This is a genomic window from Sphingobium sp. WCS2017Hpa-17 (genome assembly GCF_031843765.1).
GTDB lineage: Bacteria > Pseudomonadota > Alphaproteobacteria > Sphingomonadales > Sphingomonadaceae > Sphingobium.
On sequence record NZ_JAVTIV010000021.1, the window covers coordinates 34,853 to 51,635 of the forward strand.

Here is a 16,783-nt window from a genome sequence, read left to right on the forward strand (position 1 = left end):
ATGCGCTGGCCGCGCGCTAATGCGAAATGGGCGCTGGGCAGCTTTGCGCTGGCGCTGACCCTGCCGGTCGTCGCGCAGCAGGCGCCCGAATCGCTGTTGCCGCCCGGTTTCGGTGACGCGCCCGAAGCGCCGCCCGCGCCGCGTCCGGCCCAGCCGGCGCAGGGCGCGCCGGTCGTCATCCGGCCGCCGGCTGCGATGCCATCTACGCCGATGGTGCAGCCGCTCAATCCGGCGACGCCGCCTGACCTGTCGCTGGTGCAGGCGCAGAATGCGGCCGAAGATGCGCTGACGCCCGAAGAGATTGCGGCGCAGAAGGCGAAATATGACCTGCCCGAAACGGCGCGCCGGTCGCTGGAGCGGATCGGGCCGCTGACGCCGCAGACGCGCGGGTTCGAGCCGGACGCCTTTGGTGGCGAATCCGGCAAATATCTGGCCGCGCTGATGAAGCAGACCCATGCGCCGATCGTGTCGCGATGGGCCTCCATCCTGTTGCGTCGGGCGCTGTTGTCGGCGGTCGATACGCCGCGCGATATTGATGGCGCGGACTGGGCGGCGGAACGCGCCTGGTTGCTGCTGCGCATGGGCGAGGCGGACAATGCCCGTTTGATGGTGCAGAGCGTGGACGCGGATCGCTATTCGCCGCGCCTCTATGCCGTGGCGATGGAAACCTATCTTGCGGCGGCCGATCCGGCGGGGCTTTGTCCGCTGTCGGCCGGCGCGCTGCGCTTCAGCAAGGCACCCGGTTGGGATATGACGCGGGCGATCTGCCCGGCGCTGTCGGGCGATCAGGGCACGTCGAGCGGTGCGCTCAATCAGGCGCAGCGCAAGGGCGTGGTGCGCGGCATAGACTATCGACTGGCCGAGAAGGTCGTCGGCACCGGGTTCAACGCGCGTCGGTCGGTGAAGATCGAATGGGATGGCGTGGATCGGCTGACGGCCTGGCGCTTTGGTCTGGCGACGGCGCTGAATGTCGAAATTCCGGATACGCTCTATGGCACGGTTGGCCCGCATGTGCGGGCGTGGGAAGCGCGCGCGCCGGCGTTGAGCGCGGTGAAACGCAGGCCGGGCGTGGAAATCGCGGCGCGGCTGGGCGTATTGTCCAGCGCGGCGCTGGTCGGTTTCTATGGTCAGTTGGGCACGGATGGCGATGCGCCGGCCGATGCCGCTGACCGGATCGATTCGCTGCGCACCGCCTTTTCCGGGGCGACGGTGGGCGACCGGATCGGCGCGATGCACAGTCTGTGGGGCGATAATGGCAAGCCCGACTATCTGGGCCTGATCGCGACGGCGCGGGCGGCCGCCGCGCTGCCGGTGGCGCAGGCCGATGCGCAGGATGCGGCCAATCTGGTCGGTTCCATGCTGACCGCTGGTTACGACCGCAACGCGGCGCGCTGGGCGCGGGCGATCGGCCAACTCGACGGCGCAGGCGCTTCGCAATTCTGGGCGCTGCTGGCAGTTGGCGCACCGAGTGCGGTGGTCGAGATCAACAGCAGCCGCGTGTCCGGCTATGTCGGCGATGCGGGCGCGGACAAGGGGCGGATGCTGATTGCGGCGCTGGCCGGTCTTTCCCGTCTGTCGACGCAGGATGCGGCCACGCTGGCGCAGGATAATGGCTTTGCGCTGGGCGCCAACAGCCGCTGGGCGCGCGCCATCGGTGCGGCGGCGCAGCGGGGCGAAAAGGGCACGGTCGCGCTGCTGGCGGCGGTCGGCATGCAGGGCACTGACTGGAGCCGCCTGCCGGCCGGGCACCTTTATCATGTCGTGGCGGCGCTGCATCGCGTGGGGCTGGACCCCGAAGCGCGGATGATCGCGGCCGAGGCGATCAGCCGGGCCTGATCATGACAGCAGATGACGCCGGCCTGATCGACCGCTTTCTGGAAATGATGGCGGCGGAACGCGGCGCGTCGCGCAATACGCTTCTGGCCTATCGGGCCGACCTGAACGGCGCGGGCGAACTGCTGGGTGGACTGGCCGGGGCGAGCAAGGATGGGCTGGGGACGCTGGCTATGGCCTGGGCGGAACTGGCGGCCTCCTCCGTCGCGCGCAAGGCGTCGGCGTTGCGGGCTTTCTATGGCTTTTTGGAGGAAGAGGGGCTGCGCGCCGACAATCCCTCCGCCGCGCTGCCGCGCCCGGTGACGCAGCGCGCCTTGCCGAAGATCTTGTCGGTGGCCGAAGTGGATCGATTCTTTGCGGCGATCGCCGAAAAATTGGACGTAGAGCATCCCGTGCCGGCGGACCTGCGGCTCGCGGCGCTGATCGAGCTGCTGTATGGATCGGGACTGCGTGCGACCGAACTGGTGTCGTTGCCGCGCAGGGCGCTGTCGCATGACCGGCCGTTCCTGATTTTGAAGGGGAAGGGCGCGCGCGAGCGGCTGGTGCCGATTTCGGACCGGGCGCGGGCCGCCGTCGCCGCCTGGTTGCCGCATGTGCCGGGGGACAGTGTCTGGCTCTTTCCGTCGGGCAAGAGCCATTTGAGCCGCATCCGGCTTTACCAGCTGGTCAAGGCATTGGCGGCGGCGAGCGGCATCGCGCCGCAGCGGGTCAGCCCCCATGTGCTGCGCCATGCCTTTGCCACGCATCTGCTGGAAGGGGGGGCGGATCTGCGCGCGCTGCAATCCATGCTGGGCCATGCCGATATCGGCACAACGCAAATCTATACCCATGTCGATAGCCGGCGGCTGGTCGAACTGGTCAACCAGCGGCATCCTTTGGCGGGCATGCACGCACGGCCAGCGCATCCGCGCGTTGACGAGGACGCGCCAGCGCCGTAACGCACGGCCATGGTAAGCTTTCTGGAATTCGAAAAGCCGATCGCTGAGCTGGAAGCGCGCATCGTTGAATTGCGTGCCACCGCCAGTGTGGGCGACATCAACATCGACGGCGAGATCGCGACGCTGGAGCAGCGCGCGGCCAAGCTGTTGTCCGACACCTATGGCAAGTTGACGCCCTGGCAGAAGACGCAGGTGGCGCGGCATGCCGAACGCCCGCACTTCAAGGACTATGTCGCGGGCATGTTCGACAATTTCATGCCGCTGGCGGGCGACCGCGCCTTCGCCGACGATCAGGCGATCATCGGCGGTTTCGCGACGCTGGGCGAGCGCAAGGTCATGGTGATCGGCCATGAAAAGGGCGACGATACCGCCAGCCGCGTGCGCCACAATTTCGGCATGGCCAAGCCCGAAGGATATCGCAAGGCGATCCGCCTGATGGAACTGGCCGACCGGTTCGGCCTGCCGGTCGTGTCGCTGGTCGATACGTCGGGCGCCTTTCCGGGCGTACAGGCCGAAGAACGCGGGCAGGCGGAAGCCATCGCCCGGTCGACCGAGGCCTGCCTGAAGCTGGGCGTGCCGATGGTCGCGGCGGTGGTGGGCGAAGGCGGGTCTGGCGGCGCGATCGCGCTGGCGGCGGCCAACCGTGTGCTGATGTTCGAACATGCCATCTATTCGGTCATTTCGCCCGAAGGCTGCGCGTCGATCCTGTGGCGCACCGCCGACAAGGCAAGCGACGCAGCGACCGCGATGCAGGTGACGGCGCAGCATTTGAAGGCGCTGGGCGTGATCGACCGGATCGTGGCGGAACCGGTCGGCGGCGCCCATCGCGATCCGGTGCAGGCGATCGCCAGCCTGGGTGCGGCGATCGAGGCGGAACTGGATGCGCTCGACGGCCTGTCCGCCGATGCATTGCGCACCGACCGCGCCGACAAGTTCCTCGCCATCGGGGTCTGACGGAGTTTTAGCTGGACCCCGGCCTTCGCCGGGGAACAGGCTCCATTGACCGTTTAACGGCTGGATTTTCCGGGAACGGCTCGCCATGTCCATCGTTACGTTGGGGTAACGTCGAGGGTGGAGAGACATGGACTGGAAGTGGAAGCTGGGCGGCGCTGGCGCGGTGCTGGCGATGGCGGCGAGCGCGCCGGTGGTGATCGGGCAGCAGCGCGCGATTCGCACGGTGTCGAATATCAGTGCGCAGGACAAGGCGAGCGGCGCCAAGCAGCATCCTGAATTGCTGAAGGAATTTGGCGGCGCCTATGCGGGGCCACAGGCCAAATATGTCGAGGGCGTCGGTCGCCGCATTGCGGTGCAGTCCGGCCTGTCCAATGCGCAGGGTGACTTCACCGTCACGCTGCTCAATTCGCCGGTGAACAACGCCTTCGCCATTCCGGGCGGCTATGTCTATGTCACCCGGCAGTTGATGGCGTTGATGAACGACGAGGCGGAACTGGCCGGGGTGTTGGGGCATGAAGTGGGCCATGTCGCGGCTCTGCATGGTCAACGGCGGCAGAAGGCGGCGCAGCGTAATGCGGTTGGTGGGGCGCTGCTGGGCGCGCTGGCCGGTGCGCTGCTGGGCGATTCGGGCTTTTCCGGGTTGATCCAGAAGGGCATCGGCACCGGCAGTCAGTTGTTGACGCTCAAATTCTCGCGCACCCAGGAATATGAGGCGGATGACCTGGGTATCCGCTATCTGGCGAGTGGCGGCTATGATCCGCGCGCACTGTCCGACATGCTGGCGTCGCTGGCGGCGCAGGGCGATCTGGACGCGCAGGTGACGGGCAATGCCCGGTCGACGCCCGAATGGGCCAGTACCCATCCCGATCCGGGCGCGCGCGTGCAGCGGGCCGCGAGGGCGGCCGAAGCGACACGGGTGAGCAGTACGGTGCGCAATCGTGATGCCTTCCTCAATGCCGTGGATGGCGTGCTCTATGGCGACGATCCCAAGCAGGGGGTGATTGACGGCAATCGCTTCCGTCACCCCGACCTGCGCCTCAGCTTTGCCGTGCCGAGCGGGTTCGGCATGGAAAATGGCGCCGACGCGGTGTCGATCACCGGATCGGGCGGGCAGGCCCAGTTCAGCGCAGCGCCCTACTCCGGCAATCTGGACGCTTATATCAACAATGTCTTTGCCAAGATGGGCGACGGCAAGGGCGGCGTGCCGGCGGGCGAGGTCAGTCGCACGACGATCAACGGCCTGCCTGCCGCCTATCGCACGGTGCGGGCTTCAACCCAGTCGAGCCAGGTGGATGCGACCGTCTTCGCCTATGATTTCGGCGGTGGAAAGGCCTATCATTTCCTGATGCTGACACAGGCGGGACAAGGGATCGGTGCCTTTAGCACCATGGTCCAGTCGATGCAGCGTCTGAGCGCGCAGGAGGCGGCGGCGATCAAACCGCGCCGCGTCGATGTGGTGACGGTGAAGGCTGGCGATACGGTGCAGTCGCTGGCCAAGCGGATGGCCTATAGCGACTATCAACTGGACCGGTTCCTGACGATCAATGCGCTGAGCGAGAATAGCGCGTTGCGGGCTGGCCAGCGGGTGAAGATCGTAACGTGGTGATCACGTAAACGAAAAGAGGCGGCAGACCTGGGTCCGCCGCCTCCTTAATTCGACTAACGTCGCAGGGCTTACTTCAGGTTGCCCGAAACGTTGTTGAAGGTCGAACCCAGCTTGGTGCCCAGGCTGGTCATCGCGCCGATGGCGGCGACGGCGATCAGAGCGGCGATCAGGCCGTATTCGATCGCGGTGGCACCCTTTTCGTTCTTCAGCATCTTACGGATGAACTGCATGTGTCGTCTCCTTGAATGGATTACTACGTTTAACTACCCGGCCGCCCCGCATGGTAATTCGTGGTCAGCAAGGATCGAATTAGAGAAGCCCGGTTGAAAAACTCTTAATGCGGACAATCTCTGTCAAATATTGATGGTTAATGCTTGGTAACTTCCGTCGCGACGTTGTTCCACATGCCGGTGGTCTTGTTCGCGACGTTGTTAAGCGCGGCAATCATGGCGAGCACGACCATGGCGATAATCAGCGCATATTCGACGGCCGTCGCCCCGCGTTCGCATCGCGACAGCTTCCATCGGGCGATGATTTCGACAAGCGCGCGCATATGATCCCCGTTTCGCTACAGACAGTCCCCGTTCGTCGTGTAAAGGAAGCAGGGTTAACAAAGCCCTCCCGACTGGACCGATATGCCCCCTTTTTCTCCCTTGCTGGTGGTTGCCGTAGCGTTGGTGGACGCTGATGGTCGCGTGTTGCTGCAACAGCGGCCGCCGGGAAAGGCGATGGCCGACCTGTGGGAATTTCCGGGCGGCAAGGTCGAGCCGGGCGAAACGCCCGAAGCGGCACTGGTCCGCGAATTGGAGGAGGAACTGGGGATCGAGACGCATGCGAGTTGCCTGGCGCCCGCAGCCTTCGCCAGCGAACCGCTGGGCGACCGGCATCTCTTGCTGCTGCTCTATGTCTGTCGCAAGTGGAAGGGATTGCCGGAGGCGCGCCATGCGACGGCGCTTACATGGGTGAAGCCGGCGCAAATGTATGCGCTGGATATGCCGCCGGCGGACCTGCCGCTGATCGGGCTGCTCGAAGCGCTGCTGTAAACGAAAAAGGGGCGCCCCGGTGGAGCGCCCCTTTCGGCATTAGTGCTGATCGAAAAGATCAGTCTTCCTTGGCCTTGCTCTGCAACTGGACGTAATTCTGGATGCCCATGCGTTCGATCATTTCGAACTGAGTTTCCAGCGTATCGACATGCTCTTCCTCGCTTTCGAGGATATATTGGAACAGGTCGCGGCTGACAAAGTCCTTGATGGATTCGCAATAGGCGATCGCTTCGCGCAGGATCGGCAGCGCCTCATATTCCAGCTCAAGGTCGGCCTTGAGGATTTCCTCCACCGTCTCGCCGATCTTGAGGCGGCCGAGCAATTGAAAATTGGGCAGGCCGTCGAGGAAGAGGATGCGTTCCGCCACCTTGTCGGCGTGCTTCATCTCATCGATCGACTCTTCATATTCGAACTTGGCCAGCTTCTCGATGCCCCAATGGTTGAGGATACGATAGTGGAGGAAATACTGGTTGATCGCGGTCAACTCATTCTTGAGGACCTCGTTGAAATAGTCGATGACTTTCGGGTCGCCTTTCATGGCGCTATACTCCGGCAATTGGGGAACGGCCGGCTTATATCGTTAAAGGCATAGGGTGTTAAGGCCAAAAACCGCAGAAAATCGCGGTTTTTCAGGGCGCTATTGCTTCATGTTCGCAACTGCAACATGCAGTTGATTCGCAATCTAGTCAGGGCGTCTTCAAACGGACGCGCGTTCGGCTGCAATAAGGGTGCGGGCGAAGGATACGCACTGGCCGCATTTGGGGCGGCGGCCAAATTGTGCGTAGGCGCTGCAAGGCGTGTCAGCCCCGTTGCGCGCGGCTTCCCGCACATCCTTTTCACGAATGGCATTACAAACGCAGACGACCATCGAAGACACTCTCCTGACGAATCCGGACATAGCGTGTCTGATAATGGGTCGCAATAGTATTCAGTCGCTTTTGCGAATCTTTTGCGGTCGGCCGTGTATGAGGCTGCGCCACAGCCATTCGGCCGGTCCTAGAGCGAATCGAGTCGCATAGGGTTTCGACCAGCCCAACATCGCCGCCCAGCCGGCCAGCACGAAGAGCGGCAGGGCGGCCGGCGGTACGCTGGCGAAGAGGCCGAGGCCCCAGCCGTAGAAGAGCACGGTCATGACGAGGCTGGTGGCGAGATAGTTGCTGAGCGTCAGGCGGCCGGCGGCGGCGAGGCGGCCGATCAGCGGATGGCCACGATGGCGGGCGGCGAGCCAGAGGATGAGCGCGGCCCAGCCCACGGTGAGCGGGATACGGAAGGGGAGCGACCAGGCAAGGGCGACGCCATAGGCGGGGAGCGGGGCGAAGCTGCTGAGCACGACCCAGAGCGCCAGCGCGGCCATGGGCGGCACGCCGATCAGGAAACAATGGCGCGCGGTGCGGCGATATTGCTCCGCGTCCCAATTGCCGGTCAGGAAGCCGCCCTTCAGCATCGCCATACCGAGCAGCATGAAGCCCAGCGTTTCAAAGGCGGTGAAGAGGAAGCCCCAGAGCCAGTCGCCGGGCAGGCCGATCAGCTTGTGCTGGAGGATGCCGGCAAAGCCGCCGCGATAAATGAGGATGTCCGCCTGGGTCGAGGGGCTGGCGGGATTGGACAGGGCAGCCATGAAGGCGGCATAGCCTTCGCGCATGGCGCCGGTCGCGCCGGGCGCCATGGCGGCATGGCCCCAGAGATAGAGGCTGGCGATGAAGGTGGCGACCAGCAGGAACTGGAAGAGGAAGAAGAGCATCGCGCGCTTGACCAGCGCGAAGGGTTCAAGATGGACGAACAGCAGCGCGAACAGGCTGACCAGTGCATAGACGCGCAGAATGTCGCCCCACCAGAGCAGGAAGAAATGAGCGGAGCCAAGGACGAACAGCCAGCCGGCGCGGATCATCTGTGCCCGGCGGCCGTCGCGCCCGGCCATTTCTTCCCGGTCGATCAGCAGTAGCATGGACGCGCCGAACAGCAGGGCAAAGAGGCCGCGCATCTTGCCGTCGACGAAGATGAGGCTGACCGCCCAGGCCGCGATGTCCGCGACCGAGGGGGTGCCCGCCACCGCCGGGTTGAAATAGGCGTTCTGGGGCAGGGCGAAGGCGGTGATGTTCATCCACAATATGCCCAGCACCGCGCAGCCGCGCAGTATGTCCATGGCGGGAATACGGGAAGAGGCAGTCATGAGTCGGATGGTCCTGCAAAGGGGCTGGTCATAAAGCCAAGGCTCTGCCATCCGCCTAGAGCCTTTCCTCAATCGGTGGAAAGGCTCTTGTTTCTTGTGATCGCATTTTAGCTGCGCTGGCCTGCTGCTCCAAGGCGTGAACCATGACTGGTCAACTGAAAATGCTCCGTCCATGAACGACGCCCGCAAGCAACGGATAAGCGACGCATTCGGCGCGGCGGCGGCGCATTATGACGTGCATGCCGGACCGCAGCGGCTGGCCGCGACGCTGGTGGCGGATCTGGCGCAGCGGCAGCGGCCGGACGGCGTGGCGCGGATATTGGAGATTGGCTGCGGCACCGGCTTCCTGACGCGGGACATTCAGGTGCGCTGGCCGGGTGCGGAACTGACCGCGACCGATATTTCGCCCGGCATGCTGGAGCAGGCGGCGGCGAATGGCCGGGTTGCAGGCCGGTTCATGACAATGGACGGCGAGGCGCCGGTTTTCGACGGGCCTTGGTTCGATCTGATCCTGTCCAGTCTGGCGTTCCAGTGGTTCGATGATCTGGAAGGCGGCATCGCGCGACTGGCGCGGTTGCTGCGGCCGGGGGGGAGCCTGATCTTCTCCACCATGGGGCAGGGCAGCTTTGCGCGCTGGCGGGCGGCGCATGCGGTCTGCGGACTGGTGGCAGGCGTGCCCGATTATCCCTCGCTCGATGCGCTGCGGGCCATGCTCGTGGGCCACGCGGACAGTTTTGCCTTTGACGAGGATTATGCGCTGGCCTGCGGCGGCGCGCGCGGGTTGATCGCGCATTTGAAGGGGATCGGCGCTGTCGTGCCGAGCGAAGGCCGCAAGCCGCTGGCGCCATCCGATCTGCGCCGGGTAATGACCGCGTTCGAGGCGGACGGGGGCGATGATGGCTATCAGGTGCTGTTCGGTCGGGTGACGCGGCCAGCCTGATAGCCGGCCTGAAGAAAGATTAACTCTTTGCGGGTTACGGTCGCGCCATGGAGATGGCAGGCGCCCTTGATCGCGCTTCGGCGCAGGCAGGATTCCCGGCTATGCGCGTTGTCGTGTGGCCGCTGGCGTTCCTGTTGCTGCATGCCCTGCTGATCGGCCTTTCCGGTGACGGGGCCGAATCCGTCTCTCTCCATATGTTGATCGCGGCGCCGTTGATGGCGGGGCTGGCCTGCCTGTGGCGCGGATGGCGGGATGGCTGGGAAGGATGGGCGGCGCTGGCGATCGCCATGCCGCTCTGGGCCGGTGGCATGGCGGCGAGCATGGTCAGCATCGTCTGGCTGAGTGCGCAGGGGGAGGGCGGGGCGAGCATATTGCTCTATGTCCTTTATGGCGTTCCGCTGATCTTCGCGCTGGCCAGCCCGGCGGACGAGCCATGGCCTGTCCGGCTGGTCGATGGCGTGCTGGCGGCGGCGCTGGGCTATTTCTTCTTCCGCTATGTCTTTACCCAGTCGACCCTGTCGGGCACCGGCGACGGCAATATCGCCGCGATCCGGCTGCTGTTCGATCTGGAAAATGCCTATATCGCCGCCTTTGCGCTGATCCGCCTGCTGGCCTGTCAGGACGCGCGGTTCCGGGGGCTCTTGCGCGCGCTGTTCCTCTATGCGGCGACCTATCTTCTGGTGGCCTTCTACATCAACCATTTCGAGTGGCAGACGGCCTTTGGCTTCTGGCCCGACCTGATCATCGACCTGCCCTTCCTGTTGCTGGCGGTTCTGGCGATGGCCGGGGGCGAAGGGCAGGCGTTGGTGCGGACCGGGCGCCGCTTCGCCCATGTTGTGCGGGCTGGCAGTCCGTTGCTGTTGCCGGCGACGTTGCTGACGGTATCGGCGCTGCTGCTGCGGCAGGATGCGGGGCTGGCGGTGGCGGGCTGCATCATGGCGACGCTGGGCTATGGATTGCGTAGCATATTGGTGCAGTTGCGCAGCTATGATGAGCAGGACCGGCTGGAGCGACTGTCGCATTTCGACGGGCTGACCGGCGTGGCAAACCGGCGACGCTTCGACGAGATGCTGCGCCGGGAACTGGCGCGGGCCCGGCGGCAGGGCGGGGCGCTGGCGCTGATCATGGTGGATATCGACCATTTCAAACTGCTCAACGATCATCATGGCCATCTGGTCGGGGATGCCCGGTTGCAGGAGGTGGCGGCGACGCTGGCGGCCTGTGCGCGGCGGGGCGGCGATCTGGTGGCGCGCTATGGCGGGGAGGAGTTTGCGGTGCTGCTGCCCGGTGCGGATGCGGAGGAGGCGGCCGAGGTGGCGGAACGGATGCGCATGGCGGTGGAGGGCCGCGGGCTGGTGTCGCCGGCGCCGGCCGGGGTGGTGACGGTCAGCATCGGCCTGGCGCAGGCCGGGGCGGACGAGGAGGCACAGGCACTGGTCGATCGGGCGGACCGGGCCTTGTACGAGGCCAAGCGTGGCGGGCGGAACCGGGTCGGGGTGGCGGTGGTCGCCGAGGAAACGAGGGCTTAACTTCGCACATTTCCCGCAAATGCGGACATTTTATTGCGTCGCCCTGATCCTATTGGAAAGCGGGTGAGCCAGTATAGCGGCGGGGGCGGGTGTAGGACAGGCGCCCTTCGACAGGCTCAGGGCGAACGGGGGGCGGGACCGTTTGCACGCTTCCTTCGGCCATGGCATGCCGGGCGCCATGCTGACCATTCGCTCCGCCGTCCCGTCCGATGCCGCTGCCCTATCCGTCCTGAAACTGACGGCGTTCCGGCAAACCTTTCTGGATGACTTTGCCGTGCCCTATCCGCCGGCCGACCTCGCCCTGTTCGAGCAGGAGAGCTATGGCGTGGATCGGGTGGCAGCGGAACTGGCCGACCTACGCCACGCGACCTGGGTGGCGGAAACGGCGGATGGGCGGTTGCAGGCCTATGCCCATGTCGGCCCGTGCAAATTGCCGCATCCTGAAGCTTCGCCAGATCAGGGGGAATTGTACCAGCTTTATGCGCTGGCGGCGGCGCAGGGGCAGGGGATCGGGCGCGCGCTGATGGATGTGGCGCTGGACTGGCTGGCGCAGGCGATGCCGGGGCCGGTGTGGCTGGGCGTGTGGTCGGGCAATGAACGGGCGCAGGCGGTCTATGCGAAGCGTGGCTTCGTGAAGGTGGGCGATTATGGCTTTCGCGTCGGCGCATGGACCGACGCGGAATATATCTACCGCCGGGGATAGGCGGGAGCGGGAGGGCGTCCCGCTCCTTATCCTTTACAGTTCGCTGTCCATGAGGGCGGGGAAGAAGCCTTCATGGGCGGTGCGCAGCGTGTCGAGGGCGACGCCCGCGACGCTGGTGCCGCCGACGGTGCCGATCTTCACCGCGCCGGGGACATCCACGCCTGCCGCCACAGTGACGACATAGCGGCCCTGATCTTCGCCGAAGGCCGATGCGGTGGTGAGGGTGACGTCCAGCGTCGCGCCGATCTTGCCGGCCAGTGCCATTTCCGCGATCGTAACGATCAGGCCGCCGTCCGCAATGTCGTGCACGGCGGTCGCCTTGCCGTCTGCGATCAATGCGCGGACGATGTCGGCGTTGGCGCGTTCGGCGGTCAGGTCGACCTTGGGCGCTTCACCGGCTTCGCGGCCGGCGATTTCGCGCAGCCAGATGGTCTGGCCGAGATGCGTACCTTCGCCGCCGATCAGCCAGATCGCATCGCCTTCAGCCTTGAACGCGACCGTCGCCATGACGTCCACATTCGCGAGCAGGCCGATGCCGCCGATCGCGGGAGTCGGCAGGATCGCCGAGCCGCCGCCGGTCGCCTTCGATTCATTGTAGAGCGAGACGTTGCCCGACACGATCGGGAAGTCGAGTGCGCGGCAGGCGTCGCCCATGCCCTCAAGGCAGCCGGTCAGCTGCGCCATGATTTCGGGGCGCTGCGGGTTGGCGAAGTTCAGGCAGTTGGTGACGGCCAGTGGGGTGGACCCCACGGCGCTCAGGTTGCGATAGCATTCGGCGATTGCCTGCTTGCCGCCTTCATAAGGGTCGGCATAGCAATAGCGCGGCGTGCAGTCGGTGCTGATCGCGATGCCCTTCTGCGCGCCATGGACGCGCACGACGGCGGCGTCGCCGCCAGGGCGCTGCACCGTGTCGGCGCCGACCATGTGATCATATTGTTCCCAGATCCAGCGGCGGCTGGCGATGTCGGGGCTGCCCATCAGGGTGACGAGGTCGGCGCCGATATCGGCGCTTTCCGTGATCTCGCCGAGGGCTTCGACCTTCGACCAGAGCTTATATTCGTCCTTCGGCATGGAGGGACGGTCGTAGAGCGGCGCGTCGTCGGCCAGCGGGGCGAGCGGGATGTCGCAGACGATCTCGCCCTTATGCTCCAGCACCATGCGGCCGGTGTCGGTGACATGGCCGATGACGGCGAAGTCCAGTTCCCACTTCTTGAAAATGGCTTCTGCAAAGGCTTCGCGGCCGGGCTTCAGCACCATGAGCATGCGCTCCTGGCTTTCCGACAGCATCATTTCATAGGTGGTCATGCCGGTTTCGCGCTGCGGCACGTCGTCCATCTTGAGGTGGAGGCCGACGCCGCCCTTCGACGCCATCTCGACGCTGGAGGAGGTGAGGCCGGCCGCGCCCATATCCTGAATGGCGACGATGGCGTCGGACGCCATCAGTTCGAGGCACGCCTCGATCAGCAGCTTTTCGGTAAAGGGGTCGCCGACCTGCACGGTCGGGCGCTTGGCGTCGGCGTCGTCGCCGAAGTCAGCGCTGGCCATGGTCGCGCCATGGATGCCGTCACGGCCGGTCTTGGAGCCGACATAGACGATCGGGTTGCCGACGCCGCTGGCGGCCGAATAGAAGATCTTGTCGGTATCCGCGACGCCCACGGTCATCGCATTGACCAGGATATTGCCGTCATAGGCGGGGTGGAAATTCACTTCGCCGCCCACGGTGGGGACGCCGACGCAATTGCCGTAGCCGCCAATGCCATGCACGACGCCGGCGATCAGATGCTTCATCTTGGGGTGATCGGGGCGGCCGAAACGCAGCGCGTTCATGTTCGCCACCGGGCGCGCGCCCATGGTGAAGACGTCGCGCAAAATGCCGCCGACGCCGGTCGCTGCGCCCTGATAGGGTTCGATGTAGCTGGGGTGGTTGTGGCTCTCCATCTTGAAGATGGCGGCCTGACCATCGCCGATGTCGACCACGCCAGCATTTTCGCCCGGACCGCAAATGACCTGCGGACCTTTGGTGGGCAGCTTCATCAGGTGGATCTTGGAGGATTTATACGAGCAATGCTCCGACCACATGACCGAGAATATGCCCAGTTCGGTCAGGTTCGGCTCACGGCCGATCGCCTTCAGGACGCGGTCATATTCTTCCGGGCTGAGGCCATGTTCGGCGACGACTTCCGGGGTGATCTGGGGTGCGGTGCTGGACATGTGCGCGCCTTTAGCGAGGGCGGCGCGGAATCACAATGGCGGGCGTTGCGAATGCGTCAATCCTGACATTTGCCCCGCACGCTCATCGCTTCATCCCGCCGGCAACCTTTCGTTAATCACCTTCCCTAAAGTTCATGTCTGAGAGCGGGGTGGCGATTCGACGGAGATTGAGGCCACGGAGAGGTATTCCATGAAGGGGAGTGACTTCTTTTATTTTTCCAGCCGTTGCAAAAAGCAGCGTCTGATGGAGCAGGCGTCCACATCGGAACGCGCCAAAATGGCGCACCGGCGATTGGCGGCCGCCTATGCCGACCGCGCCGCGCTGGCTATGCTGAACAGCGAGTGATGGGTGAGGGCGGTTCGAGATCGCCATTTCGTCATTGCGAGCGCAGCGAAGCAATCCGTTAAAGCGCCACATGAATTGGTTGGGCTTTGCCCGCCTTCGGCCCGCTGCGCTCGCAATGAGGGCATCCTGTATAAATAAAAAGGCCGGACCTTCGTGTGAAGGCCCGGCCCGGTAATCGGAAAAGTCGTGCGACTCAGACGTGGCAGGCCTGGGCGCTCTTGCCCGGCACGGTGATGGTCACATCGTTGCCCGAACCCTTGACTTCATAACCACCCTCGGCGGTGAAGGGCTGGCCGGCTTCGGCAGCCTTGAGCGAGGTAGCGTTGCCGCCCTTTTCGGTGCGCAGCAGCGCGGTCTTGTCGTCGCTCATATAGTCGACGAAGATCAAGCTGTTGTCCTTGCAACGGAACTGCTTGTTGGCCTTCACCGACGGCGGCAACTCGACCGGCGCGGCGTTGGCAAGCTGAGCCGCCATCGGGTCGGCAGGGCCGCCCACGACTTCAGGTTCGTCATTCTTGTTGCAGGCCGACAGCAAAGCGACGCTGGCGACGGCGATGAGGGGGAGATATTGTTTCATAGCGATCCTTTTATGTGCATGCGCAACATGGTGCGTCAACGCAAAACTACGACGTTCCCGCTATGCCCCCTGAAATGACGTCATGACCATTTGATGACAGCGATTGCGGTGAGGGGTTATTGCCGGGGCGGGCTTGACCGGGGCCGTGGCGGCGGCCAATGCAAAGGCATGGCTGAGGAAATTTCCACCCCCGATACCGATAGTTTGTCGTTCGAGGATGCGCTGCGCGCGCTCGAAACGATCGTCCGCCGGCTTGAAAGCGGCGATGTGCCGCTGGACGAGTCGATTTCGCTCTATGCGAAGGGCGAGGAACTGCGCAAGCGCTGCACCGAGCGGTTGCAGGCGGCCGAGGCGCGCATCGCAAAGCTGACGGTCGACGCCAATGGCGCGGTGACCGGCGCGCAATCCTTCGGCGCGGACTGATCCGGATGATCGGGGGCGTAGAGAAGGCTTCCGCAACAGCGCTGGTCATGGCGCGCGCGACCGAAGTGGCGCGGGCGATCGACGCCGCGTTCGATCGTCTGTTGCCATTGCCGCAGGATGCGCGCGTCCGCCTCTATGACGCGATGCGGCATGCCGCGATCGGCGGCGGCAAGCGGCTGCGCCCGCTGCTGGTGCAGGCGACCAGCGATCTGTTCAACATTTCCCGCGACTCGGCGCTGCGGGTCGGCCTCGCGGTCGAGTGCATCCATGTCTATTCGCTGATCCACGACGATCTGCCGGCGATGGACGATGACGATATGCGGCGCGGCAAGCCGACCGTGCACAAGGCGTTTGACGAGGCCACGGCGATCCTGGCGGGTGATTGCCTGCACGATCTGGCGTTCGAGATATTGGCGGATGAGGATACGCATCCCGATCCGTTCGTGCGGATCGAACTGGTGCGCGCGCTGGCCGCGTCGAGCGGGCCGGCCGGCATGGCGGGCGGGCAGATGATGGATCTGGAGGCGGAAAAGACCCGCTTCGACCTGGCCACCGTGACGCGGCTTCAGAATTTGAAGACCGGGGCGCTGATCGCCTTTTGCGTGGAGGCGGCCGCGATCATGGCGCGCCTGCCGCATGAGGCGCGCACGGGCCTGCATGGCTATGCCCGCGATATCGGCCTGGCCTTCCAGATTGCCGACGATCTGCTGGATGTGGAGGGCGACGCGGCGCTGGCGGGCAAGGCGCTGGGCAAGGATGCGGCGGCGGGCAAGGAAACATTCCTGTCGCTGCTGGGCGTGGAGCGCGCGCGCGAACAGGCGCATATGCTGGTCGCGCAGGCGAAGGCGCATCTGCATGGCCATGGCGCCGAGGCCGACCTGCTGCGCGCCATTGCCGACTATATTGTGGAGAGGGACCGCTAATATCATGAGCAAGCAGCGTATCGGCGTTTATCCCGGCACTTTCGATCCCATCACGCTCGGCCATATGGACATCATCCGGCGCGGCGCGAAGCTGGTCGACAAGCTGGTGATCGGCGTGACCACCAATATCAGCAAGTCGCCCATGTTCAATGACGAGGAGCGGCTGGAGATGGTGCGGCGCGAATGTGCGGGCATCGATACCGAGATCGTCGTGACCGGTTTCAATTCGCTGCTGATGGACTTTGCCGAATCGCAAGGCGCCAGCGTCATCATCCGGGGGCTGCGCGCGGTCGCGGACTTCGAATATGAATATCAGATGGCGGGCATGAACCAGCAGATCAACGGCCGGATCGAAACCGTTTTCCTGATGGCGGATGTGGGATTGCAGCCGATCGCGTCGCGGCTCGTCAAGGAAATCGCGCTCTATGGTGGGCCGATCCACAAGTTCGTCAGCCCGGTGGTGCGCGACGAAGTGGTGGCGCGGGTCGAAAAGATCGGACGAAAAGGAACGGATTGAGGCGCGCTCAGCCGTCGTTCAGTTGCCAATCCCGATCAGGGCGCTATCAGGGCGGCTTGGCCCTATGGCT

Annotated in this window: 19 protein-coding genes; 12 read left to right on the plus strand and 7 right to left on the minus strand. The window is 64.7% G+C overall.

Going from position 1 to position 16,783, the window contains the following annotated elements; translation table 11 throughout:
- The 4 genes from RQH62_RS20765 (at nucleotide 1) to RQH62_RS20780 (ending at nucleotide 5,331) form a co-directional block, all read left to right on the plus strand.
- Nucleotides 1-1,836, plus strand: a complete 1,836-nt coding sequence (locus RQH62_RS20765) for a hypothetical protein (protein ID WP_311270556.1) — start codon at nucleotides 1-3, stop codon at nucleotides 1,834-1,836.
- 2 nt (nucleotides 1,837-1,838) lie between these two features.
- Nucleotides 1,839-2,771, plus strand: coding sequence for a tyrosine recombinase (locus tag RQH62_RS20770; RefSeq protein WP_311270557.1), 933 nt, complete (start codon nucleotides 1,839-1,841; stop codon nucleotides 2,769-2,771).
- A gap of 9 nt (nucleotides 2,772-2,780) precedes the next feature.
- Entirely contained in the window at nucleotides 2,781-3,725 is a 945-nt protein-coding gene (locus tag RQH62_RS20775; protein ID WP_311270558.1) for an acetyl-CoA carboxylase carboxyltransferase subunit alpha, read from the plus strand.
- A gap of 127 nt (nucleotides 3,726-3,852) precedes the next feature.
- Nucleotides 3,853-5,331 (plus strand): M48 family metalloprotease, encoded by a 1,479-nt coding sequence (locus tag RQH62_RS20780; RefSeq protein WP_311270559.1) that lies wholly within the window; start codon nucleotides 3,853-3,855, stop codon nucleotides 5,329-5,331.
- Nucleotides 5,332-5,399: 68 nt separating this feature from the next.
- Here the strand turns inward: RQH62_RS20780 and RQH62_RS20785 are convergent, their stop codons facing one another.
- Together RQH62_RS20785 and RQH62_RS20790 are read right to left on the minus strand one after the other, a co-directional pair.
- Complete coding sequence (locus tag RQH62_RS20785; RefSeq protein WP_056687935.1) at nucleotides 5,400-5,561, minus strand: Flp family type IVb pilin; 162 nt, start codon at nucleotides 5,559-5,561, stop codon at nucleotides 5,400-5,402.
- A 137-nt stretch (nucleotides 5,562-5,698) separates the two neighbouring features.
- Nucleotides 5,699-5,884 (minus strand): Flp family type IVb pilin, encoded by a 186-nt coding sequence (locus tag RQH62_RS20790; RefSeq protein WP_056687938.1) that lies wholly within the window; start codon nucleotides 5,882-5,884, stop codon nucleotides 5,699-5,701.
- A gap of 82 nt (nucleotides 5,885-5,966) precedes the next feature.
- Between RQH62_RS20790 and RQH62_RS20795 the strand changes: the two genes are divergently transcribed.
- Nucleotides 5,967-6,374: a (deoxy)nucleoside triphosphate pyrophosphohydrolase gene (locus RQH62_RS20795; protein WP_311270560.1), complete on the plus strand. Its 408-nt coding sequence runs from the start codon at nucleotides 5,967-5,969 to the stop codon at nucleotides 6,372-6,374.
- Between the two features lie 58 nt (nucleotides 6,375-6,432).
- Here the strand turns inward: RQH62_RS20795 and bfr are convergent, their stop codons facing one another.
- The 3 genes from bfr to RQH62_RS20810 all read right to left on the minus strand — a co-directional run bounded on the left by bfr (nucleotide 6,433) and on the right by RQH62_RS20810 (nucleotide 8,544).
- Nucleotides 6,433-6,912 carry a bacterioferritin gene (bfr, locus tag RQH62_RS20800; protein WP_311270561.1) on the minus strand — a complete coding sequence of 160 codons (480 nt, stop codon included), beginning with the start codon at nucleotides 6,910-6,912 and terminating at the stop codon, nucleotides 6,433-6,435.
- A 159-nt stretch (nucleotides 6,913-7,071) separates the two neighbouring features.
- Nucleotides 7,072-7,242 (minus strand): (2Fe-2S)-binding protein, encoded by a 171-nt coding sequence (locus RQH62_RS20805; protein ID WP_311270562.1) that lies wholly within the window; start codon nucleotides 7,240-7,242, stop codon nucleotides 7,072-7,074.
- Nucleotides 7,243-7,302: 60 nt separating this feature from the next.
- A complete protein-coding gene (locus RQH62_RS20810; RefSeq protein WP_311270563.1) occupies nucleotides 7,303-8,544 on the minus strand; it encodes a DUF418 domain-containing protein in 1,242 nt (413 codons plus the stop codon).
- A gap of 172 nt (nucleotides 8,545-8,716) precedes the next feature.
- On the opposite strand from RQH62_RS20810, the gene RQH62_RS20815 reads away from it, so the two are divergent.
- The 3 genes from RQH62_RS20815 (at nucleotide 8,717) to RQH62_RS20825 (ending at nucleotide 11,716) form a co-directional block, all read left to right on the plus strand.
- Nucleotides 8,717-9,484 carry a methyltransferase domain-containing protein gene (locus RQH62_RS20815; RefSeq protein WP_311270564.1) on the plus strand — a complete coding sequence of 256 codons (768 nt, stop codon included), beginning with the start codon at nucleotides 8,717-8,719 and terminating at the stop codon, nucleotides 9,482-9,484.
- 101 nt (nucleotides 9,485-9,585) lie between these two features.
- Entirely contained in the window at nucleotides 9,586-11,013 is a 1,428-nt protein-coding gene (locus RQH62_RS20820; protein ID WP_311270565.1) for a GGDEF domain-containing protein, read from the plus strand.
- 178 nt (nucleotides 11,014-11,191) lie between these two features.
- On the plus strand, nucleotides 11,192-11,716 hold the full coding sequence (locus RQH62_RS20825) for a GNAT family N-acetyltransferase (RefSeq protein WP_311270566.1): 525 nt from the start codon (nucleotides 11,192-11,194) through the stop codon (nucleotides 11,714-11,716).
- A gap of 33 nt (nucleotides 11,717-11,749) precedes the next feature.
- Here RQH62_RS20825 and purL read toward each other — a convergent pair whose 3' ends face one another.
- Nucleotides 11,750-13,927 (minus strand): phosphoribosylformylglycinamidine synthase subunit PurL, encoded by a 2,178-nt coding sequence (purL, locus tag RQH62_RS20830; protein ID WP_311270567.1) that lies wholly within the window; start codon nucleotides 13,925-13,927, stop codon nucleotides 11,750-11,752.
- Between the two features lie 190 nt (nucleotides 13,928-14,117).
- Between purL and RQH62_RS20835 the strand changes: the two genes are divergently transcribed.
- Entirely contained in the window at nucleotides 14,118-14,273 is a 156-nt protein-coding gene (locus tag RQH62_RS20835; protein WP_311270568.1) for a hypothetical protein, read from the plus strand.
- 193 nt (nucleotides 14,274-14,466) lie between these two features.
- On the opposite strand, the gene RQH62_RS20840 is transcribed toward RQH62_RS20835, so the two are convergent.
- Nucleotides 14,467-14,850, minus strand: a complete 384-nt coding sequence (locus RQH62_RS20840; RefSeq protein ID WP_311270569.1) for a hypothetical protein — start codon at nucleotides 14,848-14,850, stop codon at nucleotides 14,467-14,469.
- Between the two features lie 168 nt (nucleotides 14,851-15,018).
- On the opposite strand from RQH62_RS20840, the gene RQH62_RS20845 reads away from it, so the two are divergent.
- Genes RQH62_RS20845 through coaD form a run of 3 tightly spaced genes read left to right on the plus strand, consistent with a single transcriptional unit; the run spans nucleotide 15,019 to nucleotide 16,713 of the window.
- Nucleotides 15,019-15,273: an exodeoxyribonuclease VII small subunit gene (locus tag RQH62_RS20845; RefSeq protein WP_311270570.1), complete on the plus strand. Its 255-nt coding sequence runs from the start codon at nucleotides 15,019-15,021 to the stop codon at nucleotides 15,271-15,273.
- A 5-nt stretch (nucleotides 15,274-15,278) separates the two neighbouring features.
- Nucleotides 15,279-16,196 carry a farnesyl diphosphate synthase gene (locus RQH62_RS20850; RefSeq protein ID WP_311270571.1) on the plus strand — a complete coding sequence of 306 codons (918 nt, stop codon included), beginning with the start codon at nucleotides 15,279-15,281 and terminating at the stop codon, nucleotides 16,194-16,196.
- Between the two features lie 4 nt (nucleotides 16,197-16,200).
- Nucleotides 16,201-16,713 (plus strand): pantetheine-phosphate adenylyltransferase, encoded by a 513-nt coding sequence (coaD, locus tag RQH62_RS20855; RefSeq protein ID WP_311270572.1) that lies wholly within the window; start codon nucleotides 16,201-16,203, stop codon nucleotides 16,711-16,713.
- Nucleotides 16,714-16,783: the final 70 nt, after the last annotated feature.

Bases quoted from the DNA above. Each gene is read 5' to 3' on its own strand.
- RQH62_RS20765 (WP_311270556.1), top strand. From the start codon at position 1: ATGCGCTGGCCGCGCGCTAATGCGAAATGGGCGCTGGGCAGCTTTGCG.
- RQH62_RS20770 (WP_311270557.1), top strand. From the start codon at position 1,839: ATGACAGCAGATGACGCCGGCCTGATCGACCGCTTTCTGGAAATGATG.
- RQH62_RS20775 (WP_311270558.1), top strand. From the start codon at position 2,781: ATGGTAAGCTTTCTGGAATTCGAAAAGCCGATCGCTGAGCTGGAAGCG.
- RQH62_RS20780 (WP_311270559.1), top strand. From the start codon at position 3,853: ATGGACTGGAAGTGGAAGCTGGGCGGCGCTGGCGCGGTGCTGGCGATG.
- RQH62_RS20785 (WP_056687935.1), bottom strand. From the start codon at position 5,561: ATGCAGTTCATCCGTAAGATGCTGAAGAACGAAAAGGGTGCCACCGCG.
- RQH62_RS20790 (WP_056687938.1), bottom strand. From the start codon at position 5,884: ATGCGCGCGCTTGTCGAAATCATCGCCCGATGGAAGCTGTCGCGATGC.
- RQH62_RS20795 (WP_311270560.1), top strand. From the start codon at position 5,967: ATGCCCCCTTTTTCTCCCTTGCTGGTGGTTGCCGTAGCGTTGGTGGAC.
- bfr (WP_311270561.1), bottom strand. From the start codon at position 6,912: ATGAAAGGCGACCCGAAAGTCATCGACTATTTCAACGAGGTCCTCAAG.
- RQH62_RS20805 (WP_311270562.1), bottom strand. From the start codon at position 7,242: ATGGTCGTCTGCGTTTGTAATGCCATTCGTGAAAAGGATGTGCGGGAA.
- RQH62_RS20810 (WP_311270563.1), bottom strand. From the start codon at position 8,544: ATGACTGCCTCTTCCCGTATTCCCGCCATGGACATACTGCGCGGCTGC.
- RQH62_RS20815 (WP_311270564.1), top strand. From the start codon at position 8,717: ATGAACGACGCCCGCAAGCAACGGATAAGCGACGCATTCGGCGCGGCG.
- RQH62_RS20820 (WP_311270565.1), top strand. From the start codon at position 9,586: ATGCGCGTTGTCGTGTGGCCGCTGGCGTTCCTGTTGCTGCATGCCCTG.
- RQH62_RS20825 (WP_311270566.1), top strand. From the start codon at position 11,192: ATGCTGACCATTCGCTCCGCCGTCCCGTCCGATGCCGCTGCCCTATCC.
- purL (WP_311270567.1), bottom strand. From the start codon at position 13,927: ATGTCCAGCACCGCACCCCAGATCACCCCGGAAGTCGTCGCCGAACAT.
- RQH62_RS20835 (WP_311270568.1), top strand. From the start codon at position 14,118: ATGAAGGGGAGTGACTTCTTTTATTTTTCCAGCCGTTGCAAAAAGCAG.
- RQH62_RS20840 (WP_311270569.1), bottom strand. From the start codon at position 14,850: ATGAAACAATATCTCCCCCTCATCGCCGTCGCCAGCGTCGCTTTGCTG.
- RQH62_RS20845 (WP_311270570.1), top strand. From the start codon at position 15,019: ATGGCTGAGGAAATTTCCACCCCCGATACCGATAGTTTGTCGTTCGAG.
- RQH62_RS20850 (WP_311270571.1), top strand. From the start codon at position 15,279: ATGATCGGGGGCGTAGAGAAGGCTTCCGCAACAGCGCTGGTCATGGCG.
- coaD (WP_311270572.1), top strand. From the start codon at position 16,201: ATGAGCAAGCAGCGTATCGGCGTTTATCCCGGCACTTTCGATCCCATC.